We start from the raw sequence: 16,133 nt of genomic DNA, 5'->3' as shown, positions 1-16,133 counted from the left end.
CACCCGCGCGTGCGGCACGGAGCGCGGGAAAACGGGGGCGTCGGGGCGGAGCGGGGCACGTACCCTTTTCTGTTGTGCCGAACGCCAACGAAGACACCTCGACCGAACCGAGCCAGGTGCAGCACCGCGCCGTCAGCGAACTGCTGCGCGTGGCGCCTGTCGCCGACGACCTCGCACGCCGCTTCCAGGCGGCCGGATTCCGCCTCGCCCTGGTCGGCGGATCGGTACGGGACGCCCTCCTCGGCCGGCTCGGCAACGACCTGGACTTCACCACGGACGCCCGCCCCGAGGACGTCCTGAAGATCGTCCGCCCCTGGGCCGACGCCGTCTGGGAGGTCGGGATCGCTTTCGGCACCGTCGGCTCGCAGAAGGACGGCTACCAGGTCGAGGTCACGACGTACCGCTCCGAGGCGTACGACCGCACCTCCCGCAAGCCCGAGGTCTCCTACGGCGACTCCATCGAGCAGGACCTCGTCCGGCGTGACTTCACCGTCAACGCGATGGCCGTGGCCCTCCCCGAGAAGGAGTTCATCGACCCGCACGGCGGCCTGGACGACCTCGCCGCCCGGGTCCTGCGCACCCCGGGCACGCCCGAGGAGTCCTTCTCCGACGACCCGCTGCGCATGATGCGCGCGGCCCGCTTCGCCGCTCAGCTCGACTTCGAGGTCGCCCCCGAGGTCGTCACGGCGATGACGGAGATGGCCGACCGGCTGGAGATCGTCTCCGCCGAGCGCGTCCGGGACGAGCTGAACAAGCTGCTGCTCTCCGACCACCCGCGCAAGGGCCTGGGTCTGCTCGTCGAGACCGGTCTCGCCGCGCACGTCCTGCCCGAGCTGCCCGCGCTGCGCCTGGAGAGCGACGAGCACCACCGGCACAAGGACGTGTACGAGCACTCCCTGACCGTCCTGGAGCAGGCCATCGACCTGGAGGAGGACGGCCCCGACCTGGTGCTCCGCCTGGCGGCGCTCCTCCACGACATCGGCAAGCCGCGCACCCGACGCTTCGAGAAGGACGGCCGGGTCTCCTTCCACCACCACGAGGTGGTGGGCGCGAAGATGACGAAGAAGCGCATGACCGCGCTGAAGTACTCGAACGAGATGATCAAGGACGTCTCGCGCCTGGTGGAGCTGCACCTGCGCTTCCACGGGTACGGGACGGGCGAGTGGACCGACTCGGCCGTGCGCCGCTACGTCCGCGACGGCGGCCCGCTGCTCTCGCGGCTCCACAAGCTGACCCGCTCGGACTGCACCACGCGCAACAAGCGCAAGGCGTCCGCGCTCTCCCGTGCCTACGACGGCCTGGAGGACCGGATCGCGCAGCTCCAGGAGCAGGAGGAGCTGGACTCGATCCGTCCCGACCTCGACGGCAACCAGATCCAGCAGATCCTGGAGATCAAGCCGGGTCCCGCCGTCGGGCAGGCGTACAAGTTCCTGCTGGAGCTGCGCCTGGAGAACGGCCCGATGGAGTACGAGCAGGCCGTCGCCGCGCTCAAGGAGTGGTGGGCCGCGCGCGACTGACCCCGCGCCCGTGTTTCACGTGAAACAGCGCCTTCGCTGTTTCACGTGAAACATCACCCGGAGTCCCGGGACTCCCGCCCGCGACCACGCAGGAACAGGGCGATGGCCGCGTACCCCGACGCCACCAGCACGATCAGCAGCGGGGAGCGGCCGTCGGGCGGCAGCATCAGCGCGGCGACCCCGGCCGCCGCCACGAAGGCGACGTTGAACAGCACGTCGTAGAGGGAGAAGACCCGCCCCCGGTACGCGTCGTCCACCTGGGTCTGCACCACCGTGTCCGTCGCGATCTTCGCTCCCTGGGTGATGAGCCCCAGGACGAAGGCGGCGACGAGGAAGGGCGCGGGAGTGAAGGACAGGGCGAGCGCCGGGACGAGGACGGCGGCCGCGGCCGCGCACCGGATCATCCAGCCGAAGGGCCCGAACCGTCCCACGGCCCACGGCGAGAGGACGGCGGCGGCGAAGAAGCCGGCGCCCGAGGCGGCGACGGCGATCCCCAGGAGCCCCAGCCCCTCGGACTCGGTGCTGCTCCAGGCGTACCGGCAGAGCATCAGCACGGTCACGAGCAGGGCGCCGTAGCAGAAGCGCATCAGCCCCACCGCGGTCAGCGCCCGCGCGGCCGGGCGGCGCTCGGCGAGGTGGCGGAGTCCCGCGGCGAGGCCCCGGGCGGTGGAGGCGAGCGCCGTCGCGAGCCGGGCCGGCACCTGGTCGGGGTCGGGGCCGAGGAGGCCCCGGGCGATCCGCAGCGAGGCGAGGGCGGCGCAGAGGTAGAGGGCGGCTCCGAAGGCCACCACGGCCGCGTCGGAGCCGTCGGCGAGCATCCGGACGCCGAAGGCGAGTCCGCCGCCGACGGTGGCGGCGAGGGTGCCCGCGGTGGGCGAGAGCGAGTTGGCCACGACGAGCCGTTCCGCGTCGACGACCCGGGGCAGGGCCGCGGAGAGCCCCGCGAGGACGAACCGGTTGACGGCCGTGACGGAGAGGGCGGAGGCGTAGAAGAGCCAGTCGGGGACCGGGGCGAGGATCAGCACGGCGGTCCCGGCGGCGAGCAGGGCGCGGAGCAGGTTCCCGTAGAGGAAGACCTGGCGACGCTGCCAGCGGTCGAGGAGGACGCCGGCGAAGGGGCCGACGAGGGAGTACGGCAGCAGGAGCACGGCCATGGCGGAGGCGATGGCGGCGGGCGAGGCCTGTTTCTCGGGGGAGAAGACGACGTACGTGGCCAGGGCGACCTGGTAGACGCCGTCGGCGCACTGGGAGAGCAGCCGGACGGTGAGCAGGCGCCGGAAGTCGCGCAGGCGCAGCAGTACGCGCAGATCACGTACGACGGACATGGCAGCAAGACTCACACACGGCGAGGGTCCCCGGGCAGTGCCGCGGGGACCCTCGTCAGGTGAAACGCTTCGGACCTCGGAAGGTCAGCGCTCGACCTCGCCCTTGATGAACTTCTCGACGTTGGCCAGGGCCTCGTCGTCGAAGTACTGCACCGGCGGGGACTTCATGAAGTACGAGGACGCGGAGAGGATCGGGCCACCGATGCCCCGGTCCTTGGCGATCTTCGCGGCGCGCAGGGCGTCGATGATGACACCGGCTGAGTTCGGGGAGTCCCAGACCTCGAGCTTGTACTCCAGGTTCAGCGGGACGTCGCCGAAGGCACGGCCCTCGAGGCGGACGTACGCCCACTTGCGGTCGTCCAGCCAGGCCACGTAGTCCGACGGGCCGATGTGGACGTTCTTCTCGCCCAGCTCGCGGTCCGGGATCTGCGAGGTGACGGCCTGCGTCTTCGAGATCTTCTTGGACTCCAGGCGCTCGCGCTCGAGCATGTTCTTGAAGTCCATGTTGCCGCCGACGTTGAGCTGCATGGTGCGCTCGAGACGGACACCGCGGTCCTCGAAGAGCTTCGCCATCACGCGGTGCGTGATGGTGGCGCCCACCTGGGACTTGATGTCGTCGCCGACGATCGGGACACCGGCCTCGGTGAACTTGTCGGCCCACTCCTTGGTGCCGGCGATGAAGACCGGGAGGGCGTTGACGAACGCGACCTTCGCGTCGATGGCGCACTGCGCGTAGAACTTCGCAGCGGCCTCGGAACCGACGGGCAGGTAGCAGACGAGAACGTCGACCTGACGGTCCTTGAGGATCTGGACGACGTCGACCGGCTCCTCGGCGGACTCCTCGATGGTCTGGCGGTAGTACTTGCCGAGCCCGTCGAGGGTGTGACCGCGCTGGACGGTCACGCCGGAGGCGGGCACGTCGCAGATCTTGATGGTGTTGTTCTCGCTGGCGCCGATGGCGTCCGCGAGGTCGAGGCCGACCTTCTTCGCGTCGACGTCGAAGGCGGCCACGAACTCCACGTCGCCGACGTGGTAGTCGCCGAACTGGACGTGCATGAGGCCGGGCACCTTGGTCGCCGGGTCGGCGTCCTTGTAGTACTCGACGCCCTGCACCAGCGAGGCGGCGCAGTTGCCCACGCCGACGATGGCTACGCGAACCGAACCCATTCCGGTTGCTCCCTGTGTGATCGTGGAAGCCCTGCTGGCGCAGGGTTTCACTTGGCGGTGTCGTCGGACGGATCCGGCCGGGTACTGCCCCCGTGCCGGGGCAGGCCGCCCGTCTCTCCAGAATCGTTGTCGTGCGGAGCGTCGGTGTCGGGCCGCTGGTCGCGGCCCGCCCGCTCGCTCTCGATGAGCTCGTTCAGCCAGCGCACTTCGCGCTCCACGGACTCCATTCCGTGGCGCTGGAGCTCAAGCGTGTAGTCGTCGAGTCGCTCGCGCGTCCGGGCCAGCGAGGCGCGCATCTTCTCCAGGCGCTCCTCCAGCCGGCTGCGGCGGCCTTCGAGCACCCGCATCCGCACCTCGCGCTCGGTCTGGCCGAAGAACGCGAAGCGGGCGGCGAAGTGCTCGTCCTCCCAGGCATCGGGGCCGGTGTGGGAGAGGAGCTCCTCGAAGTGCTCCTTACCTTCCGGCGTCAACCGATAGACGATCTTGGCCCGGCGTCCTGCGAGTGACGAGGCGAGGGCCTCCTCGGGGGCGCTGCCCGGTTCCTCGATCAACCAGCCGCTGGCGACCAGCGTCTTGAGGCAGGGGTAGAGCGTCCCGTAGCTGAACGCGCGGAAGATGCCGAGCGAGGTGTTGAGGCGCTTGCGCAGCTCGTAGCCGTGCATGGGGGCTTCGCGCAGCAGGCCGAGAACGGCGAACTCGAGGATGCCGGAGCGTCTGCTCATGTGTCGCCTCCTCCGTCTCGCGGTCCGCCCTGGGAAACCTTTATGCCGTGCTGATGTATCGACTCGATACATCAGCACGATAGAACGGCCCGAGAGGTCCGACAAGTGGGGGTGCCGTGACCGGCGTCACATCGTCAATTCACAGCGTGCGACTTGCCTGATTTGGGGTGAACTCCGGCGCAAGAGGGGTTTTGGCCGTGCGTAGTCTGTGCGGCATGCACACCACCGGGAACCAGGAGCCGCGCTGGGGCGTCAGTGCAGCGGGTGACCGGCTGCGATACGAAAGGGGCCTCCGATGGGCTCCGGTCGTACGCATTTCGGGGGGACCGGAACTCAACTGCCGCTTCCAGGCGTACGCGCCTGCCCGAGGAGTAGTCGTTCGATGAGCGAGCACCGTCGCAGGATGCCGTCGCAGGAGCCGCCGACGGGCGGCCGCGCGGCGGCACGACGCGCCGCCCAGCAGCCGGCCGGCCGCAGGTCGGCCCCTGCCCATGACCCCGGTACGGGGACGCCTCCGTACGGATCGCCGGCCCCTTACGGGTCCTCCGATGCGTACGGGTCGTCCGGTTCGTACGGGTCCCCCTCCTCCCACGAGGAGGAGTCACGTCCGTACGGCGGCCGTGCGGAGGCCCGGCGGGCCGCCCAGCGGGGCGGTCGCCGCCGCGCGCCCGCGGCCGGTCCCGGCGGACCGAACGGCCCGGGCGGCGCCGGCCGGCGCGGCGGAGGAGGCGGCGTCGGCCGCGGTGGCGGCCCGGGCGGTCCGCCGCCCGGCAAGAAGCGCCTGATCGACTACCCGCGGTTCGGCAAGCACGGCTGGCGCCGCTGGATGCCGTCGTGGAAGCTCGTCACGGGCACGTTCCTGGTCTTCTTCGCGCTCATCATGGGCGGCTCGGTCATCGCGTACTCGAAGGTGACCATCCCGAACGTGGCCGACGCGGCGACGTCCCAGAACAACATCTATTACTGGAAAGACGGCTCGCGCATGGTCGCGACCGGCGCCGGCCAGAACCGCCAGATCATCGGCATCGAGCAGATCCCGATGGTCATGCAGGAAGCCGTCATCTCGGCCGAGAACAAGACCTTCCGCACCGACTGGGGCGTCGACCCCATGGGCATCGGCCGCGCCGTGTGGAACATGGCGAAGGGCGGCGAGACCCAGGGCGGCTCGACCATCACCCAGCAGTACGTGAAGAACGGCCTGCTCAACGACCAGACGCAGTCCCTGTCCCGGAAGGTGAAGGAACTCTTCATCTCCATCAAGGTCGGCAACGAGGTCGAGAAGCCCGAGATCATGGCGGGCTACCTCAACACCGCCTACTACGGCCGCAACGCCTACGGCATCCAGGCCGCCGCCCGCGCGTACTTCGACAAGGACGCCAAGGACCTCAACGCCTCCGAGTCGGCCGTCCTCGCCTCCGTGCTGAAGGGCGCCACGTACTTCGACCCGGCCGGCTACCCCGAGGTCGACCCGAACGCCACGCCCCAGAAGAACCTGGAGCGGCTCACCATCCGCTGGTCCTGGATCCTCGACGAGATGGTCAAGGACGGGAAGATCCCGGCGGCGGAGCGGGCGAAGTACAAGACCCTGCCGAAGATCCAGAAGCCGAAGCAGGACGCGCAGCTCGGTGGCCAGATCGGCTACCTGGTCGCCACCGCGAAGGCCAACTTCCGCAGCAAGTACGACATCAGCGAAGAGGCCCTGAACCTCGGCGGCTACGAGATCCACACCACCTTCGACAAGAAGAAGGTGAACGCGATGTCCGAGTCGGTCAAGAAGATCTACGACGAGTACATCGACGAGAAGAAGCGTCCGAAGGACGACACCCACGTCGAGTTCGGCGGCGCCTCCATCGACGTCGAGTCCGGCGCCATCGTCGCGCTCTACGGCGGCCAGGACGCCACCAAGCACTACACCAACAACGCCGACACCACCGGCGCCCAGGTCGGCTCGACCTTCAAGCCCTTCGTGCTCGCCGCCGCGATGCAGGACGGTGTCAGGGACCCGGACGGCCCCGCGGAGCAGGGTCCCTCCACGCGCACCCTCGTCGACCCCGACAAGAGCCGCTACTCCGGCAAGGACGACCTCAAGGTCCGTACCTACAAGGGCGACATCTGGCACAACGAGAAGGGGGAGGAGTGGAAGCAGAACAACGAGGGCGACCAGAGCTACGGCAACATCAGCCTGCGTCGCGCGATGATCGTCTCCGCCAACTCCCCCTTCGTGCAGCTGGGCATGGACGTCGGCATCGACAAGGTGCGTGAAGCGGCCGTCGCCGCCGGTCTGCGCCCCGACTCCCTGGTGAAGGGCGAGGTCCCGTCCTTCTCCCTCGGCATCTCCAGCCCGAGCGCGATCCGCATGGCCGGCGCCTACTCCACCTTCGCCAACGAGGGCGTGCGCAACGAGCCCTACTCGGTCACCAAGGTGGTCAAGGGCGGCAAGGTCATCTTCAAGCACGAGGCCGCCTCCAAGCAGGCGTTCTCCTCGGCCATCTCCTCCAACGTCACCGACGTGCTCCGCAGCGTCGTCGAGGACAAGGACGGCACCGGCAAGAACGCGGCCATCCCCGGCCGCGACGTGGCCGGCAAGACGGGTACCACCGACGACAACATGTCGGCCTGGTTCGTCGGCTACACCCCGCAGCTCTCGACGGCGATCGACATGTACCGCTTCGACGACGACGAGACCAAGGAAGGCCGCGAGTTCCTGGAGATGTACGGAACGGGTGGCCAGGACGCGATCCACGGTTCGTCCTTCCCGTCCCGCATCTGGAACGACTACATGACGGACGCCGTCGCGGACCTGCCCGTCGAGAAGTTCCCGAAGCCGGAGAAGCTGGCGGACGCCAAGGGCGTCTTCGGCGGTGGCGCCACGCCGAGCCCGACGGCCACCCCGACGCCGACCGAGACGGCGACGCCGACCGAGACGGCCACCACCGCCCCGACGACGACTCCCCCGGCGACGCCCACCGACGGCGGCCGTCCGACCACCAAGGAGCCGAAGCCCGGCAAGACCACCTGCAACATCTGGGACTGGAACTGCGACAGCACGGGCGGTGGCGACGGCGGCAACACCGGCCAGCCGACCGATCCCACGCCGACGGACACGAACACGTCCCCACCGCCGACCACGACGGCCCCGGGCGGCCCGGGGAACGGCAACAACAACGGTGGCAACGGCGGCGAGCCGACCGACGGATCCACCGGAAGCGGCAACCTCTTCGACTGAGGTGGCCGGGGCCCGACCCGCGAGGGCGGGACCCCGGCGCCGTGAGGGCCGTCGCGGCCGCTCCGTACAGCACGTACGGAGCGGACCGCGGCGGCCCTCCGCGTTTCACGTGAAACACGAGGCCCCGGGCGCCGGTTTCCGTCCCGGCCGCGGCCGGATTCCCAGGGGCGTACGGCAGGATGTCCCCCATGCCGAGCCTGAAGAAGACCAACGGCCCCCTCGACGGTCCCGAGGGTGACCGGTCCGGGGCCGCCGGGGCCGCGCCCCACGGGTCCCCGGCCGACGGGTCCCCGGCGTCGGACGGAACGCGTGGGGACACGCTCCCCGCCGCCGCTCCGGTCGTCGCCCCCACCCGGCGGGACGAGGTGGCCGCCGCGGGCAGCGAGCTCATCGGCGGGCGCTACGGCCGCCGCGCCCTGCCCGGCAGCGGACCCGCGGGCGGGCAGTTCACCCCGGTGCGGGTGATCGCCCTCGTCGCCATCGGCATGTTCGCCCTCGGCATGGTGCAGAAGCTGCCCTGCTACAACTGGGCCTGGTTCCGCGGCACCACCTCCCAGTACACCCACGCCTGCTACTCGGACATCCCGCACCTCTTCGCCGGGCGCGGCTTCTCCGAGGGCCTGGTGCCCTACTTCGACCGGCTCGCCGGCGACATACCGTTCCTGGAGTACCCCGTCCTGACGGGGCTCTTCATGGAGGTCGCCGCCTGGCTGACGCCCGACGGCTCGCTCCAGGAGCAGGGCCAGGCGTACTGGCTCGTCAACGCCGGCCTGCTGATGGTCTGCGCGGCCGTCCTCGCCGTCTGTGTGGCCCGGACGCACCGCCGACGGCCCTGGGACGGCCTGCTGGTCGCCCTGGCGCCCTCCGTGGCCCTCACCGCCACCATCAACTGGGACCTGCTGGCCGTCTCCCTCACCGCCGCCGCGATCCTGATGTGGTCCCGCTCGCGGCCGCTCGCCGCCGGCATCCTGCTCGGCCTCGCCGTCGCCGCCAAGTTCTACCCGGTGCTGCTGCTGTGGCCGCTGCTGCTGCTCTGCCGACGGGCCGGGAGGATGCGCGCCTTCGGCACCGCGCTGCTCGGCGCGGCGGGCTCCTGGCTCGTCGTCAACCTGCCGGTGATGCTCCTCGCGCCCGAGGGCTGGAAGCAGTTCTACCTCTTCAGCCGCGACCGGAACGTGGACTTCGGCTCGGTCTGGCTCCTCGTCAGCCAGCGCGGCGGCCAGACGATCCCGCCCGAGCGGGCCAACCTGTACGCGCTGCTGCTCCTGCTGCTGGCCGCGGGCGGGCTCGCCTGGCTGGCCTTCGCCGCGCCCCGCAGGCCCCGGCTGGCACAGCTGGCGTTCCTGATGGTCGCCGCGTTCGTGCTCACCAACAAGGTCTACTCGCCGCAGTACGTGCTGTGGCTGGTGCCGCTCGCCGCGCTCGCCCGGCCGCGCTGGCGCGACTTCCTCATCTGGCAGTGCTGCGAGGTCCTGTACTACCTCGGGATCTGGATGTACCTCGCGTTCACCGGCAGCGGCAGCAAGCAGGGACTCCCGCTGGACGGCTACCACTTCGCGATCGTGCTGCACCTGCTGGGCACGCTGTACCTGTGCGCCGTGGTCGTCCGGGACATCCTGGCGCCCGAGAAGGACCCGGTCCGCAAGGACGGCTCGGACGACCCCTCGGGCGGTGTCCTGGACGGCGCGCGGGACGTGTTCGTGGTGGGCCGGGCGGCCCGGCCGGCGCGGCACGCGGCCCCCGCGCCCGAGACCGGCGAGCAGGAACTCCTCGTGACATGGGGAACCCCCGGGGCCGAGGGCTCCCGGGGGTGAGGTCCCGACGGCGCGACGACCGGCTCAGCGCTCCACGAGCCGGTCGAACTGCGTCGTGGTGTGCCGCAGGTGCGCGACCAGCTCGTCGCCGACCTGCGGCTCCTGGGCGTCGGCCGGCACGAACAGGATCGACACCTGCATGTGCGGCGGCTCGGCGAACCAGCGCTGCTTGCCCGCCCAGACGAACGGCGACAGGTTCCGGTTGACCGTGGCCAGGCCGGCCCGGGCCACACCCTTGGCGCGCGGCATCACGCCGTGCATCGCCTTCGGCGCCTCCAGGCCCACGCCGTGCGAGGTGCCGCCGGCGACGACGACCAGCCAGCCGTCCGAGGCGGCCTTCTGCTGGCGGTAGCCGAAGCGGTCGCCCTTGGCGACCCGGGTGACGTCGAGGACCGAACCGCGGTACTCGGTGGCCTCGTGGTCGCCCAGCCAGAGCCGGGTGCCGATCCGGGCACGGAAGCGGGTCTGCGGGAACTGCTGCTGGAGCCGGGCCTGCTCCTCGGCCCGCAGGTGGCTCACGAACATGGTGTGCAGCGGCAGGCGGGCGGCGCGCAGCCGGTCCATCCAGGCGATGACCTCCTCGACGGCGTCCGTGCCGTCCGGGCGGTCCAGCGGCAGGTGCAGGGCGAAGCCCTCCAGGCGCACGTCCTCGATCGCGGACGCCAGCAGCCCGAGCTCCTCCTCGCGGACGCCGTGCCGCTTCATCGAGCTCATCACCTCGACGACGACGCGGGCGCCGACCAGGGCGTGCACGCCGTCGACGGAGGAGACCGAACGGATGACCCGGTCGGGCAGCGGCACCGGCTCCTCGCCCCGCCGGAACGGGGTGAGGACCAGCAGGTCGCCGCCGAACCAGTCCTTGATCCTCGCGGCCTCGTACGTGGTGCCCACCGCGAGCATGTCGGCGCCGAAGCGGGCCGCCTCCTCGGCGAGCCGCTCGTGGCCGAAGCCGTAGCCGTTGCCCTTGCAGACCGGGATCAGCCCGGGGAACTGGTCGATCACGGTCTTCTGGTGCGCCCGCCAGCGAGCGGTGTCGACGTAGAGGGAGAGCGCCATGGCCGGCCCGGAACCTTTCTGATGGCTGCGGTGGGGGGTTTCGCAGGTGTGTACGAGACTCGTGCGACTACGAGGTTACGCAAGCCTCGCGCGGGGCGTCAGCGGCGCGACATGTAGATGTCCAGCGCCTTGTGCAGGAGCTTGTTCAGTGGGAAGTCCCACTCGCCGACGTACTCGACGGCCTCGCCGCCGGTGCCGACCTTGAACTGGATGAGGCCGAAGAGGTGGTCGGTCTCGTCGAGCGAGTCCGAGATGCCGCGCAGGTCGTAGACGGTCGCGCCCATCGCGTACGCGTCGCGGAGCATCCGCCACTGCATGGCGTTGGAGGGCCGGACCTCGCGGCCGATGTTGTCGGAGGCGCCGTACGAGTACCAGACGTGCCCGCCGACGACGAGCATGGTCGCCGCGGAGAGGTTCACGCCGTTGTGGCGGGCGAAGTAGAGCCGCATCCGGTTGGGGTCCTCGTTGTTGAGGACGGTCCACATGCGCTGGAAGTACGAGAGCGGGCGCGGCCGGAACTTGTCGCGGACCGCGGTGATCTCGTACAGGCGCTGCCACTCGGCGAGGTCCTCGTAGCCGCCCTGGACGACCTCGACGCCGGCCTTCTCGGCCTTCTTGATGTTGCGGCGCCACAGCTGGTTGAAGCCCTTGAGGACGTCGTCGAGGGAGCGGTTGGCCAGCGGGACCTGGAAGACGTAGCGGGGCTGGACGTCGCCGAAGCCGGCGCCGCCGTCCTCGGCCTGCTGCCAGCCCATCCTGCGCAGCCGGTCGGCCACCTCGAAGGCCTGCGGCACGACCTCGGTGGCCTGGACGTCCTTGAGGCGCTTCACGTCCGGGTCCTGGATGCCGGACTTGATCGCGGCCGCGTCCCAGCGGCGGATGACGACCGGCGGGCCCATCTTCACGGAGAAGGCGCCCTGCTGCTTGAGGTGGGCCAGCATCGGCTGGAGCCACTCGTCGAGGTTGGGGGCGTGCCAGTTGATGACCGGACCCTCGGGGAGGTAGGCCAGGTAGCGCTTGAGCTTGGGGAGCTGGCGGTAGAGCACCAGACCGACGCCGACGAGCTCACCGGCCTTGTCGAACCAGCCGAGGTTCTCCGAGCGCCACTCGGTCTTCACGTCCGCCCACGCCGGGACCTGGCAGTGGCTCGCGCCGGGCAGGGTCTGGATGTACGCCAGATGCTGCTCTCGGCTGATGGTCCTCAGGGTCAGGCTCATGCGGGGCGCTCCTCGGCAGGTGTGTCCCCATCGGTCAGGGGCTCCGGCTCTCGCGCCGAAGCCTACTGTGACCGGGGAGCGCCCCGAAGGGCCACGTGGGCCCTGACGTGCCAGGCGTCGGCTCAGACGCCCCCGAAGAGCCCTCCGTGAGCCATGCCGAGGTAGAAGCCCACGGCCGAGGCGCCGAGGCCGATGATCAGGAAGAAGCGTTCCCGGGTGGTGACGGAGATGAACTGTCCGTAGGCCCCGGTCAGGATGCCGATCAGCCCCGACCACGAGCTGAGCAGGTGCAGGTTGTGGAACTGCGCCGTGACGAAGGACAGGACGCCCAGCGCCAGGGTCACCGCGAGCAGGGTGTCCTGGAGCGGGTGCGGCTTGCCGTCGGTGGCGAAGAGGGAGTGGCCGGGGTCGGGTCGCATTGCCTGTGCCATGGGGCACCTCCTGGCGTGCCGTGCGGAGGGCGGCGCATCCTAGCGCCGCCGACGTCCGATGTGTACAGATTGCGTCCCCTCCCCGGCGGATTTCAACCGCAAGGCGATGTGCGGGTACTCTGTACGGTCTGCGCCGGTGTCTGCCCTGGTTACTCCAGGACCTGGTTCTCCAGGGCCGTCGACACACCCCGCTCGTCGGGGCTCGTTGTCAGTGGTGGCCGATACCGTCGCTCACGCATCACGACCCTCCTGCCACGGAACGACCGTGGCCGCTGAGTCCAAAGGAGGTGGGTTCCACATGCGTCACTACGAGGTGATGGTCATCCTCGACCCCGATCTGGAGGAGCGCGCTGTCGCCCCCCTGATCGAGAACTTCCTCTCCGTCGTCCGTGAGGGCAACGGAAAGGTCGAGAAGGTCGACACCTGGGGCCGTCGTCGTCTCTCGTACGAGATCAAGAAGAAGCCCGAGGGCATCTACTCGGTCATCGACCTGCAGGCCGAGCCTGCGGTCGTCAAGGAGCTCGACCGCCAGATGAACCTGAACGAGTCGGTCCTCCGGACCAAGGTCCTCCGCCCCGAGACCCACTGAGCTTCCGCTCAGAGGTAATCGGGTCCGAGTAGCAGCAAGCAGCCAGAAGCAATCCCGCCGAGAGGTTCACCCATGGCAGGCGAGACCGTCATCACGGTCGTCGGCAATCTCGTCGACGACCCCGAGCTGCGCTTCACCCCGTCCGGTGCGGCGGTCGCGAAGTTCCGCGTCGCGTCCACTCCCCGCACCTTCGACCGTCAGACCAATGAGTGGAAGGACGGCGAGAGCCTGTTCCTGACCTGCTCGGTCTGGCGTCAGGCGGCGGAGAACGTCGCCGAGTCCCTCACGCGCGGCATGCGCGTCGTCGTGCAGGGCCGGCTCAAGCAGCGGTCCTACGAGGACAACCAGGGCGTCAAGCGCACGGTCTTCGAGCTGGACGTCGAAGAGGTCGGTCCCAGCCTCCGCAACGCCACGGCCAAGGTCACCAAGACCACCGGCCGCGGTGGGCAGGGTGGTGGCGGCGGCTTCGGCGGCGGCGGTGGCGGCCAGCAGGGTGGCGGCGGCTGGGGTGGCAACTCCGGCGGCGGCCAGCAGGGCGGCGGCGGAGCTCCCTCCGACGACCCCTGGGCCTCCGGCGGCTCCTCCTCCGGCGGCCAGCAGGCCGGCGGCGGTGGCGGCGGCTGGGGTGGCAACTCCGGCGGCGGCTACTCGGACGAGCCCCCCTTCTAGGGATCCCCTTCCGGTTCTCCGGAAGAGGCCCGGGAAGTGGCTCGTACCCCACACTTCTTGATCACACAGGAGAAACACCATGGCGAAGCCGCCTGTGCGCAAGCCTAAGAAGAAGGTCTGCGCGTTCTGCAAGGACAAGACCGCTTACGTGGACTACAAGGACACGAACATGCTGCGGAAGTTCATTTCCGACCGCGGCAAGATCCGTGCCCGCCGCGTGACCGGCAACTGCACGCAGCACCAGCGTGACGTCGCCACGGCCGTCAAGAACAGCCGTGAGATGGCGCTGCTGCCCTACACGTCCACCGCGCGATAAGGGAAGGGTGACCGAAAAATGAAGATCATCCTCACCCAGGAAGTCTCCGGCCTCGGTGCGGCCGGCGACGTCGTCGAGGTCAAGGACGGCTACGCTCGCAACTACCTGGTCCCGCGTGGTTTCGCGATCCGCTGGACCAAGGGTGGCGAGAAGGACGTGGCGCAGATCCGCCGCGCCCGCAAGATCCACGAGATCGCGACCATCGAGCAGGCCAACGAGGTCAAGGCCAAGCTCGAGGGCACGAAGGTGCGCCTGGCCGTTCGCTCCGGCGACGCCGGCCGTCTCTTCGGCTCCGTGACCCCGGCCGACGTCGCCACGGCGATCAAGTCCGCCGGTGGCCCCGAGGTCGACAAGCGTCGCGTCGAGCTCGGTTCGCCGATCAAGACCCTGGGCTCGCACCAGGTGCTCGTGCGTCTGCACCCCGAGGTCGCCGCGAAGCTCGGCATCGAGGTCGTTGCCGCGTAACGCTGCTCTCAGCAGTTCTGCGCTCGCGCAGAAGGAAGGGCCGCTCCCCTTGGGGGCGGCCCTTCCGCCGTTTCACGTGAAACTTTCGCTTGGCGTGCTTTGCCGCGTTTCACGTGAAACACCGCCTCGGTCGACGGGCTCGGGTCGGCGGGCTCCGGTCAGGGAGCGCCGGTCAGCGGGTGGCGCCCGTGACGATCCAGCGGCCGGAGCGCATGCGGAACCAGAGCGTGCCCATCCGTACCGCCATCATCAGCGTCATCGCCCACCAGAGGGCGGTCAGCCCGCCGCCGAGCACCGGCACGAGCAGCGCGACGGGTGCGAAGACCGCCAGGGTGAGAAGCATCGCCCAGGCGAGGTAGGGGCCGTCGCCCGCTCCCATCAGGACGCCGTCGAGGACGAACACGACTCCGGAGATCGGCTGGGAGAGCGCCACGACGAGCAGGGCGGGCAGCAGGGTGGACTGGACGGCCGGGTCGCCGGTGAAGAGCGGGATGAAGAGCGGACGGGCCAGGACGAGCAGCAGCCCGAGGACCACGCCGGAGACCACGCCCCACTGGACCATCCGGCGGCAGACCTGGCGGGCGCCCTCGGCGTCGTCGGCACCCAGGTAGCGGCCGATGATGGCCTGGCCGGCGATGGCGATGGCGTCCAGGGCGAAGGCCATCAGGCTCCACAGGGAGAGGATGATCTGGTGGGCCGCGACCTCGGTGTCGCCCAGGCGGGCGGCGACGGCGGTGGCGATCATCAGGACGGCGCGCAGCGAGAGCGTACGGATCAGGAGCGGGGCGCCCGCCTGGGCGCAGGCCCGGATGCCGGCCGCGTCGGGCCGGAGCGAGGCCCCGTGGCGACGGGCGCCGCGGACGACCACGACCAGGTACGCGGCGGCCATGCCGCACTGGGCGATGACGGTGCCCCAGGCGGAGCCCGCGATGCCGAGCCCGGCGCCGTAGACCAGTCCGACGTTGAGCGCGCCGTTGACCGCGAAGCCGCCGACGGCCACGTAGAGCGGGGTACGGGTGTCCTGGAGGCCGCGCAGGACGCCGGTGGCGGCCAGGACGATCAGCATCGCGGGGATGCCCAGGAGGGAGACCCGTAGATACGTGGTGGCGTAGGGCGCGGCGGTGTCGGAGGCGCCGAAGACCTCGACCAGCCAGGGGGCCGTGGGCAGGGTGGCCGCGACGACGGCGATGCCCAGGAGGAGGGCCAGCCAGATGCCGTCGATGCCCTGCCGCAGAGCGGCGGGCAGATCGCCCGAGCCGACCCGCCGCGCGACGGCGGCCGTGGTGGCGTAGGCGAGGAAGACGAAGACGCTGACCGCGGTGGAGAGCAGTGCGCCGGCGATGGCGAGGCCCGCGAGCTGGGGGGTGCCGAGGTGCCCCACGATGGCACTGTCCACCATGAGGAAGAGCGGTTCGGCGACGAGGGCGCCGAAGGCCGGCAGGGCGAGGGAGAGGATCTCGCGGTCGTGCCGGCGCGGTGTGGCCTTGGTGCTCGTGGGGGCCTGGGTCATGAGGTCAATGTAATCGTCCACAGGTAAGAGATGCAATGCATCAGTGATCCTTACTTTCGAGGGGATCGGGGCTTCGGGTGTGGGCTGTTTGTTCTGATCACGGTTCCAG

At 70.1% G+C, this 16,133-nt stretch carries 14 protein-coding genes; 7 read left to right on the top strand and 7 right to left on the bottom strand.

The window, feature by feature from the left end; all coding sequences use genetic code 11:
- Positions 1-74: 74 nt before the first annotated feature.
- Positions 75-1,517, top strand: a complete 1,443-nt coding sequence (locus IE321_RS01815; protein WP_043222695.1) for a CCA tRNA nucleotidyltransferase — start codon at positions 75-77, stop codon at positions 1,515-1,517.
- Between the two features lie 53 nt (positions 1,518-1,570).
- On the opposite strand, the gene IE321_RS01810 is transcribed toward IE321_RS01815, so the two are convergent.
- The 3 genes from IE321_RS01810 to IE321_RS01800 all read right to left on the bottom strand — a co-directional run bounded on the left by IE321_RS01810 (position 1,571) and on the right by IE321_RS01800 (position 4,731).
- Complete coding sequence (locus IE321_RS01810) at positions 1,571-2,842, bottom strand: MFS transporter (protein ID WP_190221465.1); 1,272 nt, start codon at positions 2,840-2,842, stop codon at positions 1,571-1,573.
- Positions 2,843-2,926: 84 nt separating this feature from the next.
- Positions 2,927-4,009: an inositol-3-phosphate synthase gene (locus tag IE321_RS01805; RefSeq protein ID WP_043222691.1), complete on the bottom strand. Its 1,083-nt coding sequence runs from the start codon at positions 4,007-4,009 to the stop codon at positions 2,927-2,929.
- A 47-nt stretch (positions 4,010-4,056) separates the two neighbouring features.
- Positions 4,057-4,731, bottom strand: coding sequence for a PadR family transcriptional regulator (locus tag IE321_RS01800; protein WP_190221464.1), 675 nt, complete (start codon positions 4,729-4,731; stop codon positions 4,057-4,059).
- Positions 4,732-5,113: 382 nt separating this feature from the next.
- Between IE321_RS01800 and IE321_RS01795 the strand changes: the two genes are divergently transcribed.
- Positions 5,114-7,957 carry a transglycosylase domain-containing protein gene (locus IE321_RS01795; protein ID WP_190221463.1) on the top strand — a complete coding sequence of 948 codons (2,844 nt, stop codon included), beginning with the start codon at positions 5,114-5,116 and terminating at the stop codon, positions 7,955-7,957.
- 188 nt (positions 7,958-8,145) lie between these two features.
- Positions 8,146-9,771: a glycosyltransferase family 87 protein gene (locus IE321_RS01790; RefSeq protein ID WP_190221462.1), complete on the top strand. Its 1,626-nt coding sequence runs from the start codon at positions 8,146-8,148 to the stop codon at positions 9,769-9,771.
- Between the two features lie 24 nt (positions 9,772-9,795).
- Here the strand turns inward: IE321_RS01790 and IE321_RS01785 are convergent, their stop codons facing one another.
- From IE321_RS01785 to IE321_RS01775, 3 genes are all read right to left on the bottom strand, one after another.
- Positions 9,796-10,827, bottom strand: a complete 1,032-nt coding sequence (locus tag IE321_RS01785; protein WP_043222681.1) for an alanine racemase — start codon at positions 10,825-10,827, stop codon at positions 9,796-9,798.
- A gap of 98 nt (positions 10,828-10,925) precedes the next feature.
- The gene (locus IE321_RS01780) at positions 10,926-12,044 is read right to left on the bottom strand and encodes a lipid II:glycine glycyltransferase FemX (protein WP_043222678.1); all 1,119 of its coding nucleotides are present in this window, start codon (positions 12,042-12,044) and stop codon (positions 10,926-10,928) included.
- A 122-nt stretch (positions 12,045-12,166) separates the two neighbouring features.
- The gene (locus tag IE321_RS01775) at positions 12,167-12,475 is read right to left on the bottom strand and encodes a hypothetical protein (RefSeq protein WP_043222675.1); all 309 of its coding nucleotides are present in this window, start codon (positions 12,473-12,475) and stop codon (positions 12,167-12,169) included.
- 298 nt (positions 12,476-12,773) lie between these two features.
- Between IE321_RS01775 and rpsF the strand changes: the two genes are divergently transcribed.
- The 4 genes from rpsF (at position 12,774) to rplI (ending at position 14,514) form a co-directional block, all read left to right on the top strand.
- Positions 12,774-13,064, top strand: a complete 291-nt coding sequence (rpsF, locus tag IE321_RS01770) for a 30S ribosomal protein S6 (RefSeq protein ID WP_005482942.1) — start codon at positions 12,774-12,776, stop codon at positions 13,062-13,064.
- 72 nt (positions 13,065-13,136) lie between these two features.
- Positions 13,137-13,733 carry a single-stranded DNA-binding protein gene (locus IE321_RS01765; protein WP_043222672.1) on the top strand — a complete coding sequence of 199 codons (597 nt, stop codon included), beginning with the start codon at positions 13,137-13,139 and terminating at the stop codon, positions 13,731-13,733.
- Positions 13,734-13,812: 79 nt separating this feature from the next.
- Positions 13,813-14,049, top strand: a complete 237-nt coding sequence (rpsR, locus tag IE321_RS01760) for a 30S ribosomal protein S18 (RefSeq protein ID WP_005315025.1) — start codon at positions 13,813-13,815, stop codon at positions 14,047-14,049.
- 18 nt (positions 14,050-14,067) lie between these two features.
- Positions 14,068-14,514 (top strand): 50S ribosomal protein L9, encoded by a 447-nt coding sequence (gene rplI, locus IE321_RS01755; protein ID WP_030493790.1) that lies wholly within the window; start codon positions 14,068-14,070, stop codon positions 14,512-14,514.
- A gap of 172 nt (positions 14,515-14,686) precedes the next feature.
- Here rplI and IE321_RS01750 read toward each other — a convergent pair whose 3' ends face one another.
- The gene (locus IE321_RS01750) at positions 14,687-16,024 is read right to left on the bottom strand and encodes an MATE family efflux transporter (RefSeq protein ID WP_190221461.1); all 1,338 of its coding nucleotides are present in this window, start codon (positions 16,022-16,024) and stop codon (positions 14,687-14,689) included.
- Between the last annotated feature and the right edge of the window lie 109 nt (positions 16,025-16,133).

It is taken from the genome of Streptomyces hydrogenans (assembly GCF_014656075.1).
Lineage (GTDB): Bacteria > Actinomycetota > Actinomycetes > Streptomycetales > Streptomycetaceae > Streptomyces > Streptomyces hydrogenans.
This window is presented reverse-complemented; position numbering and strand designations above follow the sequence as displayed.